The organism is Skermanella stibiiresistens SB22 (genome assembly GCF_000576635.1).
Lineage (GTDB): Bacteria > Pseudomonadota > Alphaproteobacteria > Azospirillales > Azospirillaceae > Skermanella > Skermanella stibiiresistens.
This window is the reverse complement of sequence record NZ_AVFL01000001.1, coordinates 402,725-417,258: the sequence shown is the minus strand read 5'-3', so window position 1 is coordinate 417,258 and position 14,534 is coordinate 402,725. Positions and strand designations below refer to the sequence as shown.

The following is a 14,534-nucleotide window of genomic DNA, read 5'->3' as shown; positions in this document are numbered from 1 at the left end:
AAGGCCGTCAGCCCGCCGCCAGCGCCATGTCGGCCTGGACCGCGCGGCGCCGCACCGATTCCTGCCGGCTCAACTCGCGGCGGCGGATCACCTCGTAGAAGACGGCGCCCAGGATGGTCAGCCCGATCATGATGACCGATAGCGCGTTGACGGCGGGTGTCAGGCCTGTGCGGACCTTGGAGGCGATGTAGACGGTCAGCGTCGTGTCCAAGCCGCGCACGAAGATGGTCGTGTTGTAGTTCTCGAAGCTCTGCAGGAACGCGATGAAGGCCGCCGACAGGATGGCTGGCATCAGGTAGGGCAGCGTGATCCGGCGGAACACCTGGAGATGGCTGGCGCCGAGGTCGAGCGCCGCCTCCTCCTGCGTCAGGTCGAATCGTTGCAGGCGCGCCATGAACATCAGCATCGCATAGGCCGCGATGAAGCTGGATTGGGCGATCACGGTCAGGAAGATACCACCCTTGACGTCGAGCCAGCGGTCCCAGAACACCAGCGTCGAGATCCCGATGATGACGCCCGGTGTCAGCAAGGGCGATACCATGACGGCGTAGAGGACCGTCCGCGCCCGGCTGTGGAGCCGGTAAAGCAGGAGCGCCGCCGCGAGTCCGATCGGGACCGCCAGAGCGATCACTCCCAAAGCTATCAGGAAACTTGTCCACAGGGCTGTCCACATGGCCCCGTCGTTCCAAAGCACCTTGAACCAGTCCAAGGTGAAGCCAAGCCACGGAGCCACCGTGGGAAAGCGGCTGGTGTTGAAAGTCGCGGCCGTCATGATGATCAGCGGCAAGAACAGATAGCTGAAGAACAAAACGAGATAGAGGATGACGAGCGATGAGCGGATCCGATCGGCGGTCATGCCACGCTCTCCCGAACGATAATCCACATTTTTCCACACCTTCTCCAAACGACCCGGAACGGTCTTGGCCAAACCGCCGGTCACCGATATTCCCCGACGGCCAGCGCTGGATGGAAGCCTATCCGACCCGCTGTCCACAGGCTCCTTGGAACCGGACGAATACGGTTGTGACTAACCTTCGATAGCTACAATATATTGAAGCCATGGGCGCGCGTCTTTACCAAATGTTGAAGGTCATACCTATTATAACGCTTCCAACACCTTGGTGAAACTTGCATAATCCGGCCCTACCATTATCGACCGGTTGATTCCAGGCGGAGTATAGAATGCCGTTGCCCGAACTTCCGCATTATCCGGATGTCGTCAGCCTTATTCCGAACAGTGGCGTTCAGTTCCTGGATTTTGGTTTCAGCCTGATCGACGGCGAGGGCAAGAAGAACGCCAAGGCCCCGGCCGACTGGGGATTCTACGATCCCCATCCCGACACGCGGGTGAGCGCCCAGGAGCTGCCGATCCTGCTGCGGCGCGGCGCCGAGGAGATGACGCCCGGCCGCGAGGACTACGCGATCGACACCAAGCGGCTGCTCCAATTCGTCGAGCGGACATGGCTGCCGATCCCGCTGTTCCGGGAGGAGCCCGGCCGCTCCTTCCACCAGGGGCCGGTCAACTGGGCGCGGGCCTACTTGGTCCGGCTTGGCGAGCGCGACAAGGGAGGCAACGAGTTCCGCCTGGTGGTGGCGCTGGACACTGGCTTGATGGACGAATACGCCGACAGCGGCTATCTCGCCCCGTCGTCCGATGACGCCCGCAATGGCCGGCGCTTCTCGCTACCGGGGAAGACTGATTTCTATAACTTCCTGCTCAACCAGCCTTGGCTTCGCGATTGGCTGAACGAGCTGTTCAAGACCATGGTCGAGCAGGAGGAGAGCCGCCGGGCAAACCGGCGCGAGGTGGTGCTGTCTCCGGAGGAGATCCTGGACCGCATGAGCGGACCGAACGAGCCGCTGGCGCGCTACGTGGCGTTTATCGACCTGCTCAACCAGTTGGATTTCCTACCCAAGCTGCTGTTCAGCGATACGGTGACCGCCGCCAAGCAGGTCTTCGTCGATGTCGACATGGTGCTCGACCTCGGCAACTCCCGCACCTGCGGCTTGCTGGTGGAGGCGGAGCCCGACAGCAGGGGTGCCGACATCAACCGGGCGTTCCGCCTGGAACTCCGGGATTTGTCGCGGCCGGAGCAGATCTACGTCGACCCGTTCGATAGCCGGTTCGAATTCGCGATAGCGCGGTTCGGGCTCAACCACCACTCGCACCGCAGCGGCCGGGCCGACGCGTTCTCGTGGGCCACGATCGTGCGGGTGGGTCCCGAGGCCGTCCGCATGGCGGGATCCCGGCGCGGCAGCGAGGGCCGCACCGGCATGTCCAGCCCCAAGCGCTACCTCTGGGACGAGGAGCCGAGCCAGCAATCCTGGCGCTTCAACGGCCAGACGCTGGACGACGAATGGGAGGGCTTCGCGGCGCAGGGCGTCTTCGCCGGTCTGGTCAACGACGCCGGCAAGCCCCTGCACGCGGTGACAGCGGGGGAGGACGACCTGCCGACCCTGCTGGCGCGCTATTCCCGCTCCAACCTCGTCAGCTTCGCCTTGGCCGAGATCCTGCTCCAGGCGCTGGTGATGATCAACGCGCCGGCCCAAAGGCTACGCCGGCGCAACGCCGATCTGCCGCGCCGGCTGCGCCGCCTGATCCTGACGATGCCGACCGCCTTGTCACTGGCCGAGCGCGAATTGCTGCGGAGCAAGGCGGAAGCCGCGCGCGACCTACTCTATCTTTGCCTGGGACGGGCGGAGCGGCAGTTCGGCGACGAGCCGGGCAAGCTGGAGTGGATCGAGGGTCCGCCGCCGGAGATCATCCTCAAATGGGACGAGGCCAGCGCCACGCAGGTGGTCTACCTGTACAGCCAGATCGCGCTGGCCTTCTCCGGTGACGCCCGCGCCTTCATCCGCGCCGTGCGGGGAAACGGTCCCGCGGACGCCCAAGGGCACGGTTCGGAGGATGGCGACAGCCTGCGGGTGGCGACGCTGGATATCGGCGGCGGCACCACGGATCTGGTGATCACGGCGCTGCGGGCCGATGGCAAGGGCAGCAACGTCACGATCTTCCCCAAGCAGCTTTTCCGCGAGAGCTTCTCGCTGGCCGGTGACGACATCGTGCAGATGCTGGCGCGTGAGGTCGCGGTTTCGGCGCTGTCCCGCACGATCCAGCAGTCGATCGGCCGCGAGCGGGCGGAGGCGCTGGTCCAGGAGTTGTTCGGCGGCAACCGCGGCGACATGACCGCCGAGGAGCAGTTGCGCCGCCAGCAATTCGCCATGCAGATCGCGGCCCCCGTCGCGGTCGCCCTGCTGGGCGAGTACGAAGGATACGACCCGATCAACCCGCCCGCCGTCGAGACCCGCGTGCTGGGCGACTTCTTCCGCCCCGACGCGCCGCCGCCTCCCGGTCTGGTAACGTCGCTGGAGCGCGCGGTGACCGAGGCCGGGGCATCCGGGTTCCGGCTGATGGACGTGCCGATCCCGGTCGACCTTACCGAGGTGGACCGAATCGTCCGCAGCTTGGTCGGCGACATGGTCCGGGCGCTGACCGAGGTGGTCTGGCATTACCGGGTCGACGTGATGCTGCTGTCGGGCCGTCCGTCCCGCTTCCCCGCGATCAAGGACTCGATCATGGAGACCGGCGCCCTGCCGGCGCACCGGGTGATCGCGATGCACGAGTTCCGGGTCGGGCAATGGTACCCGTTCCGGAACCGGGAGGCGCGCATCTCCGATCCCAAGACGACGGCGGCGGTCGGCGGCATGATCTGCCTGCTGGCGGAGGGGCACCTGCACAACTTCAACTTCCGCAGCGACGATCTCTACGCCCGCTCGGTCGCGCGGTTCGTCGGCAAGGTCGAGGCCAACAACTCCAACAACCGGCTCCAGGCCCAGGACGTCTATCTGGCGGATCTGGACTTCGAGACGATCGAGGACCTGCCCGACGCCAAGTTCGAGTTCCGCGGCCCCTTGTTGCTGGGTGTCCGGCAATTCCCCAACCAGTGGTGGCCAGCGAGCCTGCTCTACATGATCGACTTCGCCGACGAGGAGGCGCGGACCCGGGCGATGCGCCGGACGCCGCTGCGGGTCCAGCTAAAGCTGGAAAGCACCAAGCGGCCGCGCGTCAAGCCGAACGAGCCGCCGGAGAAGGTCGTCAACGACCGGCTCGCCATCGGCGAGGTCGAGGACTGCGACGGCGGCGTGCTGAGCGGGCGGCAGCAGCCCCTGCGCATGCGGCTTCAGACACTGCGCAACCGCGACGGATACTGGCTCGACACCGGCATCCTGATCGACGTCTGAGAGCGGATCCCGGGGAAAAGACATGGACGACCAACAGATCCGCTTGAAACACGCCGCCGACCAGATCGCCGACACCGCCCGCGCGAGCAGGACATGGGTGGCGGAGACGCGCGGCGTTTCCGTCTCGGTCGCAAACGAGGCCGACAGCCTGATCACCGAGGCCAGACGGGTGGAAAGCGTCGCGCGCAAGCTGTCGCGCGCGGCGGAGCGCCGCATGTGCGTCGGCGTCTATGGCGCCAGCCAGCAGGGCAAGTCCTATCTGGTCTCGGTGCTGGCCCGGCCGCCAGGCAAGACGGGATTGCTGGCACGGTTCGGCTCGGACAAGCTGGACTTCATCACCGAGATCAATCCGTCCGGCGGCAAGGAATCCACCGGGCTGGTCACCCGCTTCACGGTACATCCCCCAGATGGTCCCGCCGACGCCGATTTTCCGGTCGATGTCCGGCTGCTGACCGAGACCGACATCGTCAAGATCCTGTCGAACGCCTTCCAGAGCGACTTCGACCAGAACAACCTGAAGATCGAACGGCCCCAGGGCGAGGCGGTGCGGAAGCTGGTCGCGGCCTGCGAGGGATTGCGCAAGGGCCAGCCCGTGGCCCGCCACCTGGACGACATCACGCTGTTCGACATCGGCGAGTATTTCGGCAAGAACTTCAGCAACCGCTGGCAGGAGCTTCAGCCGCTGGGATATTGGGAGCGGCTGGTCGAACTGGCGCCATTCCTGGACATCGCCGGACGCGCCAAGCTGTTCAGCGTGCTGTGGGGCGGCATCGACGACCTGACCGAGCTGTTCAAGACGCTGGTCGCGGCGCTGGACAAGCTGGGCCACGCCGCCGACGCGGTGACCCAGTTGACGGCGCTGCAACCACGCAATACCAGCATCATCGACGTGGCCGCGTTGAAGCGGCTGGGTCAGCCGGGCGATGCCAAGGATTTGCTGCGCCTTCGAGGGGTCACCGCCGGCAAGCTGGGCGAGGTGGTCGAGCTGCCGCGCGCCGTGGTGACCACGCTGGTCGCGGAGCTTCGGATAACGATCGACGAGCTGCCGTGGCCGATGAACGCCCACACCGACCTGCTCGACTTTCCCGGCGCCCGGTCGCGCTACAAGCTGGCACAACTGCCGGAGCGCGGCGCCACGGTGGGGGGCGCGGCAAGCGGACCCAAGGGGGCCGAGGAGGAGAGCCGCGAGGGTCTGGTGCTGGAACTGCTGTTGCGCGGCAAGATCGCGTACCTATTCCAGCGCTATTCCGAGGAGCGCGAGCTGACCGCCATGCTCCTGTGCATGGGCAACAAGCCAAACGAGGTCAAGGACCTGGGCTTCCTGGTGCGCCACTGGATCGACCTGACCCACGGCGCCACCCCCGAACAGCGTGCCCGCGCGACGACCTCGCTGTTCCTCGTCCTGACCATGATCGACCTCGAGTTCCAGGCCAAGGCCGGCGAGGACATCGACCAGAAATGGCAGATCCGGCTGCATACCTCGCTGCTGGAGCCGTACAAATACGACGGCTGGGTCGACAACTTCAACGGCAAGCCGTTCGACAACACGCTGCTGCTGCGCAACCCCAATTTCGATCAGGAATGGCTGGTCGAGTACAAGACCAAGCCCGGCTCGCCGGAACCGGAACGGCCGCTGGTCGAAGCGGCGCTGTCGCGGCGGAACGAGGCCCACCGCCAGAAGCTGGAGGATTCGTTCTTCGCCTCCGGTCAGGTCCAGCGCCATGTCCGCGACCCACGCGACGCCTGGGACGCGATCCTGAAGCTGAACGACGGCGGCGTCACCCACATCGTGGAGAGGCTGACCGCCGTGTCGGACCCGGCGCTGAAGAACGGTCAGGTCGAGCAGCGCCTGCGCGAGGGCGTGGCGCAGCTGCGGAACTCCCTGAAACGCTTCTATCACGGGGTCGACGAGGAGGCCCGGCGCGAGAAGGAGGAGGCTTTGCGGGCGCTGCGGAAGGTGCTGGTGACCGCCTTCCAGCGCAAGAAGTTCCGGGCATTCCCGCGGTTCCTGTCGTATCTGATGGTGAGCGAGCGGGATCTGCGCGAGATCGCCATCAACGTCGCGATGATGAAGGTCGAGCAGGTCGAGGAGGCACCGACCGAGGAGTTCGACATCTTCGGGAGCCCGGTCGCGGCGGCTCCGGTCCGCGTGGTGCTGGACGACCGTCCCGCCTTGTTCGCCCGCGAGCTTCATCGCCACTGGGTCGCCCGCCTGCGGCACCTGCCCCAGGAGGAGCCGCTTCTCCAGCATTTCGGGTTGGAGGCGGCCTCGGTTGGCGACTTGGTCGACCAACTGGTGATCGCCGCCGACCGCGTCGGAATGATCAACAAGGTGGCGGCCGCCATCCGGGCGGAGACGGCGCTGGCCGCGATGCGCTGGGACGAGATCGCCGACCGGCTGGTGACGATCGCGTCCAACGCGTTCAACGTCTTCGTCGCCGAGATCGGCTTCCACGACGTGCCCGTGGCCCAGCGCCCCGGCGTGCCGGAAGGCTCGCCCACGCCCAACCACAGGGTCTTCGAGCCGGCCCCGCCCGTCACGGGCGCCCTGCCCGTCCTGGGCACCGAGCCCCTGCCGCTGGAACAGCGCTATTTCATCGATTGGGGTGTGGCGTTTCTCCAGGCCGGCTTGGCCAACCTCAGTTATGGTGGCGGCCGCGAACTGGACGAGGCGACGAACCGGCGATTGGGCGATATCCTGTCACACCTCTCCGTCGACCGGCTGCTCGCGGGCCCGGTCAGGCCAGCATGACCCGCGCGAGGATTTTAGACCATGGCCGTTGACGTCACCCAACCGGCGGGCTCGGCGCCGGGCGCCGCCCTGATCCAGATCACCGGACGCGGCGCGATCGATCCCGGAAGCGTCCAACTCGCCATCGCCCAGCCCAACGGGCAGAAGTTCCTGCAGGACTATGGCGCCGGCGATCCCTGGGGGACGACCCGGATGTGGCTGTCCCCCGCCGGGGCGGAACTGGACGACAAGGGCATCCTCCGCATCCGGGTGGACGAACGGCTGACCTGGAACCTGCAGGCCAACGTGACCTACCTGCTGGCGCTGCGCGACAGGAACGGCGAGGCGCCGGGGGAGGAACGGCTGCGCTGGAAGGCGATCCGGCTGCCGTCGGAAGCGCCAAGCAAACCGGTGATCGAGGAGACGCCAATCCCTCCCCCGGTGGTGGAACCAGAACCTGTCGTGGTCGAGCCAATTCCTCCGGTGGTCGATGATCCGGTGATCGCCCGGCGCGAGACGCCGGTCGAGCCGGAGCCGCGCAACTGGCTGGTCCCCGCCTTGGCGGGCATCATCGCCCTGCTCGCGGTGGGCGGCGGCGCCTGGTGGTTCATGGCCGGCCAGCCGTCGGACCCCCTGGAACCGCCAATCGCGGAAGCCCCGCCGGAGACACCGCCGGCACCCACACCCACACCCACACCGGCGGCCCCGCTGACCACCGCCACCGCCACGGCTTTCCTGCGGACGACCCCCGATCCCGCCGGGGCGCTGGCCGAGGCGACGAAGTACATGGCGGAGGGCTCGCGCGACGCGGTCCAGGGCGCCCTGCTGCTGTACCGGCGGGCGGCGGACGGTGGCCAGCCGGAGGCGGCGACGGCGATAGGCGCCATGTACGACCCGGAAACCTTCTCGCCGGAGCGCAGCGCCGTACCGGCGCCGGATGCCGAGAAGGCTCAACTCTGGTACGAGAAGGCGGCGGACGCCAACGACGCCGAGGGGCTGTACCGGCTGGGCAAGCTGTATGTCAGTGGCCGTGTCGAGGGGCCGGGTATCTCGCCGGAGGCCGGCGTGCGGTCGCTTCAGAAGGCGGCCGGGCTCGGCCACGCCGGAGCCAAGACAGAATTGGAAAAACTGGGGCAGCCGCAATGATGCCGCGTTCGAAGGTGCTTTCCCGTGCGCGCGGCGTAGCGGCCTGTGCGCTGGCGATGGTCATCGGCTCCGCCACCGCGGCGCTGGCCTGCTCGCCGGCTCCCCTGTTGCAGCCGGGCAAGACGCAACTACTCGACCGCGTGCTGACGCGCCCCGGCGGCAAGCTCACGCCGGATGGGGGCGCGGAGAAGCAGGTGCCGGGCTTCAGCGTCCTCTATGTCTACGAGCGGGCTTCCGATGGGTCCAAGGTAAGGGTCGGCGCCAGCGCCGCCTGCAAGCCGGAAGGCTGGATGCCGGCGGAAGCGGTGGTGCCGTGGCGGCATACGCTGGTCGCCGCCTTCGCCAACCGCACCGGACGCGACCGGGTGCTTTTCTTCGGCGCGGAGGATGGCCTGCGCGGCCTGGTCGCGGCGAAGGACGCGGCGGCCCAGGCGGCCAAACTGACGGAAGCCGCCAAGACGGCGGGTCCCGGCCAGGGAGCCGCCGGTCCGCTGGTGTCGATCGAGCCGGAAACCGCCGTCGACATCAACAAGCAATTCTACCTGCTGCCGATCCTGGAGGCGAAGAGCCAGCGTTTCCCGACCGGCCGGCCCGTTCGCATGGTCAAGGTCGCCGCCGTGACGTCGCGCGACCAGGGGACGCCAACCGCCAATCCAACCGCGCCGGCCACCCAACCCGCGGCCCCGGCTCCGGCGATCCGGCAGAACTTCCGCACCGCCATCGTCTTCGTGGTCGACGCCTCCAACTCGATGCAGAAATACATCGATCGCACACGCGAGGCGGTCAACCGGATCTATGACGGCATCAAGGGTGCCCAACTGCAGGAGCAGGTGCGGTTCGGCCTGATCGGCTACCGGGACGATCCCAAGGCGGTCAAGGGCATCGAATACCTGACCAAGGTGTTCGTCGACCCCAACAAGGTCGAGACCCGCGAGGAATTCGACAAGGCGGCCGCCGGCTTGGCCGCCTCCAAGGTCTCCACCCGCGCCGTCGCCGAGGATGGCTACGCCGGGCTGGACGCCGCCCTCAACGCGATCGACTGGACGCCGTTCGGCGGTCGCTTCGTCGTTCTGGTCACCGACGCCAGTTCCCGAGATCCGAAAAGCGGCCTTTCGACCACCGGGCTCGACGCCAAGGCGCTGTCGATCACCCTGCTGGAGAAGCGGATCGCCACCATGGCGCTGCACCTGCTGACCCCCGAGGGCAAGGCCGACCACGACAAGGGGGCGGCTCAATACCGCGAGTTGACCACGTACCCAGGCCGGAAGCCGCTCTATTATCCGGTCGAGGCCGGCGACGTGGAGAAGTTCGGCGCGCGCGTCGACAGCCTCGCCGCCAGTCTGGTGACCCTGGTCCAGGCGGCGGAAGCCGGCGACGGCCTGACCGCCCCACCCCCGCCATCCAAGACCGCCGCTCCCAACAAGCCGGCCGACCCGATGGCGGAGGATATCGCGGCGATCGGGCACGCCATGCGGCTGGCCTATCTGGGCAGCGTCAAGGGCACCGCCGCCCCGCCGATGTTCGAGGCCTGGGCGGCGGACCGCGATTTCGCCAACGATACCGTGGCGAGCCTGGACGTGCGGGTGCTGCTGTCCAAGTCGCAGCTGTCCGACCTCCAGGCGACCGTGGGCGCCCTCTCCGAGGCCTACTCCAAGGGCCAAAGCGACCCCAGCGACCTGTTCAACCAGTTGCGGAGCGCCGCGGCCACGCTCAGCCGCGATCCAGGCAAGGTCGGCACCACCGACAACCGCGCGCTCAACCAGGCGCTGCTGGGCGAATACCTGGAGGGGCTGCCCTATACCAGCCGGGTGATGGCGATCGACCAGGACGCTTGGCTTGGCATGAACCCGGGCGAGCAGCAGGCACTGATCGACGATCTCCAGATCAAGGCCCGTCTCTACCGCCGGTTCCACGACGATGTCGGCAATTGGGTGACGCTGGCCGCCGGTGCTCCGCCGGAGGACGCGGTCTATCCCGTGCCACTGACGGCGCTGCCGTGACCGGCCCCCCCCTGCTTCTGCTCAACGGCGTCGAACGGACGCACCGGGCGTCCGATGGCGGCTTCCTGCTGTCGGTGCCCGAGTTGAGCGTGGCGGCGGGCGAGCGGGTCGTGGTGCTGGGGCCGAGCGGATCGGGCAAGAGCACGCTGCTCGACCTGCTGGCGTTCCTGGCGGCGCCAGACCGGGCGGAGACATTCCGGTTCAGCCCAGCTGGCGAGGACCATGACATCAAGGCGTTGTGGCGAAAGGGCGACCGCGCGGCGCTGACCCGGCTGCGCGCGGCCCACATGGGCTATGTCCTCCAGACCGGCGGGCTGCTGCCCTATCTGACCGTCCGCGAGAACCTGTTGCTGGCCCGCCGCCTGCTGGGACTGGAGGTGCCCGGCCCGGCCGACCGGCTGGCCGAGGCGGTCGGCGTCGGCGAATTGCTCCACCGGATGCCGGCCCAACTGTCGATCGGCCAGCGCCAGCGGGTGGCGGTCATCCGCGCGCTGGCCCACATTCCCCGCCTGATCCTGGCCGACGAACCAACCGCGGCGCTGGATACCGGCCTTGGCGAGCGGGTGATCGACACGCTGGTCGCCGTCACCGGCGCCATCGGCGCCGCCCTGATCCTGGTCACCCACGACGAGGAACTGGCCGGGCGCGCCCAGGGCAGGATCGTACGCTGCCGCGCCCTGCGGGATGCGGAGACACCCGGCAGCGTGGTGGCGGCGTGACCGACGAGACCCCCGCCTCCTCCCCTGTCCGGGCAAGCCGCATGGCGGGTCAGATGGTCCGGCTGGTGGTTTCCGACATGCGGCGGGACTGGGCCATGGCGGTCTGTCAGGTCTTCGCGCTGGCGGCGGTGCTGACGCCGCTGCTCGTCCTGTTCGGGTTGCAGCAGGGTGTCCTGGGCCAGATGCTACGCGACCTGCGGGACAATCCCGCCATGCGGGAGATCGTGCCGCGCGTGACAGGCGCCAACAGGTTCGATGCCGCTTGGCTGGAAGCGGCGCGACGGCGGCCGGATGTCGCCTTCGCGGTCGGCGACGCCCGCACCCTGGCGGCGGAAGTCGAGGCCACTCCCTTGGCCCGCCCCCTGGCCGAAGCCGTGCTGGGCGTGCTGGTTCCAACGGGACCGGGCGATCCGCTGGCGGCGGTCGCGGGTGAGCCTTGGGCCGCAGGGCTGGATCGCGTGGTGCTGTCGTTCGGCGCGGCGCGGGCGCTCCAGGCGAAGGCGGGCGACAAGATCCAGCTTCTGGTGCCGCGGCGCCGCGATGGGATGGACGAGACCCAGACCCATGTGGTCACCGTCGCCACGGTGCTGCCACCGGACCGGATGGCGGAGACGCGGAAGGCGATCCTGGTCGATGACCGGCTGGTGCTCCACGTCCAGCGCTACCGCGACGGCTACGCGGTGCCCGAATTAGGCTGGCCCGGCTTGGCGGCTCCGGCCGAGGCGCCGCGGTTCGAACGATTCAGGCTCTACGCCCGGACGATCGACGACGTGGCGCCGCTGACCGCGTGGCTGCGCGCCGATGGCGTCGAGCCGGTAAGCCGGCTGGACGACATAGCGCCGATCCAGGCGCTCAACACCAACCTGACCATGATCCTGACCGTGATCAGCGCCTTCGCGGCGGCCGGCTCGATCGTGGCGCTGGCGGCGACCCAGTGGAGCGGCGTGGAGCGCAAGCGGCGCGAATTGGCCCTGCTGACGCTGATCGGCTATGGCAGGGGGTGGCTGATCAGCCTGCCGCTGGTCCAGGCGCTTCTGCTGGCGGTGCTGGGATCCGGCGTCGCGGTGGGACTTTTCACCGCCGCCGCCGGCGTCATCAATTCCCGCTTTCCGGCGATCGGATCGGTGGCCGCCGCCTGCCGCCTCCAACCGGATCAACTGCTGTTGGCGGCGGCCATCACCTGCCTGCTCGCCATGGGAGCCGCCGTGCTGGCGGCGGCCCGCGTCACCCGGATCGAACCAGCCGCCGCCTTGCGGGACACCTGAACCATGAAGAAGCCAGCCATTTCCCTCCTCCCCCTGGCTGCGGCGCTGCTGTCGCTCTGGACCGCATCCGCCCTCGCGGCGGACACGCCTTGGCCGGAGGATCTGTACAACCCCGTTCCGGCCAAGGACGACCTGGTCCTGCCGATGCCGTGCGGCGGGGCCATGGCGTTCCGGCCAGTGGTCGTCCCGGCCAAGGACCTGCTGGACGACCGCCGGATCGCGGTCGGCGGCACGGCGGACAGCGTGGGCTACAAGGAGAACCAGCGGGCGGACTTCATCGCGGGCGGCTTCAGCGACCCGAAGGAAAAGGGCAAGCGCACCTATTACGTCGGCAAGTACGAGGTGACCAAGCTCCAACTGGCGGCCGCCAATGGACAATGCGCCGCTCCGGATGGCGATTCGCGCCTGCCCGCCGTTTCGGTGACATGGCGGGAGGCGGCGGATTTCGGCGACGCCTACACCGTCTGGCTGTTGGCGAACGCCAGGAAGGACATGCCGAAGGAGGCGGGACAGGCGGGCTTCGTCCGTCTGCCGACCGAGACCGAGTGGGAATACGCGGCGCGTGGAGGCGCCCAGGTCTCGGAAGCGGACTTCGCGGCGCCGCTGTTCCCGATGACCGACGCGTTGTCGGCCTACGCCTATTATGGCGGCGCGGAGTCCTCGAACAACGAGTTGCAGTGGATCGGCCTGCTCCAGCCCAATCCATTGGGCTTGCATGACATCCTGGGCAACGCGTCGGAACTGACGGCGGAGCTGTTCCGGCTCAATCGCCTGTCCCGCCTGCACGGCCAAGCCGGTGGCTATGTCGTGCGCGGCGGCGATTTCCTGACTAATGGCAACGCCATCCGCAGTTCGGCGCGCGACGAGTTCCCGCCCTATGACGAGCGGGGGCCGAGGCGTCAGAAGACGGTGGGCTTCCGGGTCGTCTTCGTGCCACCCGTCCTGCCCTCGCCCGAGCGGGTGCGCGAGGTCCAGAGCGTTTGGAGCAAGCTGCCGGAGACTACGGGAACCGGCACCCTGTCGGAACCGGTCCAGGACGATCCCCTGAAGGAGATCGCCACCCTCGCCGGCGCCGTGCAGGACCCGCAGGTCAAGCAGCGGCTGAAGGGACTGGAGGCGGTGGTCGCCGCCAACATCAAGACCCGCAACGACCAGCGCGACCGGGCGGCCCGAGCCAGCCTCAACCTCGCCACGTGGCTGGCCGGCAACCTACGGGTCGATACCCGCAAGATCCTGGGCCTGGAGGAGACGGCGGCTTTGGGCAACGACGCCGTCAGGGCACGGATCCCGAACGACATCAAGGCGTTGCGGGGCACGATCGGCTACTACCGCGACACTTTGCGCTACCTGCTGAACGACTATCCCAGAACCGTCCGCGAGGAGCAGGCCCGCGTCCTCCGCCAGGAGTTGGAGGCGCGCCAAGCGGCCGGACAAGCGGCCCTGGTCGCGGCCGTGACACGGGACAGCGAGGAATATCAACGTGCCGGCGATCTGCAGGCCGACCAAGTGGAGGGACAGCTTCGAAGGGAACTCTGCGCCGGTGAGGTCAACGCGCTGTTCCCAAGTGCCTGCCGGCCATTTCGCCGGTAACTTCAAGTAAACCCGGATGGCTCATTGTCGCTCCCGTTACAGCACCAACAAGAACCAGCCCATCCTAATTGGGCTCGCCAGAGACAGAGGCTCACATGAGGACCACCATCCGGTTGATCGCGCTCGCGGTTTCGCTCAGCCTCGCCGTGGCCGGCTGCGCCACGACGTCGGGCGGGACCGGCGGCCAGACGACCAGCGTCAGTTGCGACGACCCAGGCTTGTCCGGGGCAGAGAAGCAACTCTGCCTCGACAATAAGGAGTTCAACAACACCGTCCTGGGCGGCGCCCTGATGGGGGGCGCGATCGGTGGCGGCGCAGCGACGCTGGGCTGCTTGGCCGCGCGCGAGAGCCCGCTGAAATGCGCCTTGATCGGCATCGCGGTCGGAGCCGTCATCGGCGCCGCCGACGGATACGCCACGGCCAAGACGCAGGAGGCATCGAAGCAGAATGTCCGCACCATCGATCTGGTCACCGAGGACATCAGCCGCGACAATGAAAAGATGGCCTCGGCGCTGAAGAACAGCGAAGCCGTCATGCGCGAGAACCAGAACCGGCTGGCGGCGGCCGAACAGCAGCTGAAAACCGGCAGGATATCACTCAAGCAGGCGCAGGCCGAGAAGGCCAAGGCCGAATCGGGCAAGAAGCAGATCGAGACCATGCTCGCATCCATGGAGGAAGCCAGGAAGACCTATGGCGAAGCCCAGCAGAAGACTGGCCAGACCTCGCCCGCCTTCTCCAAGGAAATGCGCGACATGGAAAAGCAGATCGCCCAGATGCGTCAGCAGCGTGACGCGCTGAATCAGGCTATCACCACCAGCCGCATCGGTTGAGGGAGCGTCCC

General features: G+C 67.7%; 9 protein-coding genes. 8 read left to right on the top strand and 1 reads right to left on the bottom strand.

Features of this window, described 5'->3' with window-relative positions; translation table 11 throughout:
* Nucleotides 1-7: 7 nt before the first annotated feature.
* Nucleotides 8-856 (bottom strand): ABC transporter permease, encoded by an 849-nt coding sequence (locus tag N825_RS01795; RefSeq protein ID WP_051511398.1) that lies wholly within the window; start codon nucleotides 854-856, stop codon nucleotides 8-10.
* Between the two features lie 326 nt (nucleotides 857-1,182).
* Here N825_RS01795 and N825_RS01790 point away from each other — a divergent pair, with 326 nt between their 5' ends.
* From N825_RS01790 to N825_RS01755, 8 genes are all read left to right on the top strand, one after another.
* Nucleotides 1,183-4,242: a virulence factor SrfB gene (locus N825_RS01790; protein WP_037446067.1), complete on the top strand. Its 3,060-nt coding sequence runs from the start codon at nucleotides 1,183-1,185 to the stop codon at nucleotides 4,240-4,242.
* 22 nt (nucleotides 4,243-4,264) lie between these two features.
* Entirely contained in the window at nucleotides 4,265-6,994 is a 2,730-nt protein-coding gene (locus N825_RS01785; protein WP_037446066.1) for a virulence factor SrfC family protein, read from the top strand.
* Between the two features lie 21 nt (nucleotides 6,995-7,015).
* Complete coding sequence (locus tag N825_RS01780; RefSeq protein WP_037446065.1) at nucleotides 7,016-8,119, top strand: tetratricopeptide repeat protein; 1,104 nt, start codon at nucleotides 7,016-7,018, stop codon at nucleotides 8,117-8,119.
* A complete protein-coding gene (locus N825_RS01775) occupies nucleotides 8,116-10,119 on the top strand; it encodes a vWA domain-containing protein (protein ID WP_157618931.1) in 2,004 nt (667 codons plus the stop codon). Before N825_RS01780 ends, N825_RS01775 begins: the two co-directional genes overlap by 4 nt.
* Nucleotides 10,116-10,838, top strand: coding sequence for an ABC transporter ATP-binding protein (locus N825_RS01770; RefSeq protein ID WP_198038142.1), 723 nt, complete (start codon nucleotides 10,116-10,118; stop codon nucleotides 10,836-10,838). The genes N825_RS01775 and N825_RS01770 overlap by 4 nt, the downstream gene beginning before the upstream one ends.
* On the top strand, nucleotides 10,835-12,103 hold the full coding sequence (locus tag N825_RS01765; protein WP_157618930.1) for an FtsX-like permease family protein: 1,269 nt from the start codon (nucleotides 10,835-10,837) through the stop codon (nucleotides 12,101-12,103). Before N825_RS01770 ends, N825_RS01765 begins: the two co-directional genes overlap by 4 nt.
* Nucleotides 12,104-12,106: 3 nt before the next feature.
* Entirely contained in the window at nucleotides 12,107-13,693 is a 1,587-nt protein-coding gene (locus N825_RS01760) for a formylglycine-generating enzyme family protein (protein ID WP_051511396.1), read from the top strand.
* Nucleotides 13,694-13,788: 95 nt separating this feature from the next.
* Nucleotides 13,789-14,523 carry a hypothetical protein gene (locus N825_RS01755; protein ID WP_037446062.1) on the top strand — a complete coding sequence of 245 codons (735 nt, stop codon included), beginning with the start codon at nucleotides 13,789-13,791 and terminating at the stop codon, nucleotides 14,521-14,523.
* Nucleotides 14,524-14,534 lie beyond the last annotated feature (11 nt).

Excerpts from the sequence above, each read along its gene's own strand:
- N825_RS01785 (WP_037446066.1), top strand. The coding sequence starts at position 4,265 with ATGGACGACCAACAGATCCGCTTGAAACACGCCGCCGACCAGATCGCC.
- N825_RS01755 (WP_037446062.1), top strand. The coding sequence starts at position 13,789 with ATGAGGACCACCATCCGGTTGATCGCGCTCGCGGTTTCGCTCAGCCTC.
- N825_RS01760 (WP_051511396.1), top strand. The coding sequence starts at position 12,107 with ATGAAGAAGCCAGCCATTTCCCTCCTCCCCCTGGCTGCGGCGCTGCTG.
- N825_RS01795 (WP_051511398.1), bottom strand. The coding sequence starts at position 856 with ATGACCGCCGATCGGATCCGCTCATCGCTCGTCATCCTCTATCTCGTT.
- N825_RS01790 (WP_037446067.1), top strand. The coding sequence starts at position 1,183 with ATGCCGTTGCCCGAACTTCCGCATTATCCGGATGTCGTCAGCCTTATT.
- N825_RS01780 (WP_037446065.1), top strand. The coding sequence starts at position 7,016 with ATGGCCGTTGACGTCACCCAACCGGCGGGCTCGGCGCCGGGCGCCGCC.
- N825_RS01775 (WP_157618931.1), top strand. The coding sequence starts at position 8,116 with ATGATGCCGCGTTCGAAGGTGCTTTCCCGTGCGCGCGGCGTAGCGGCC.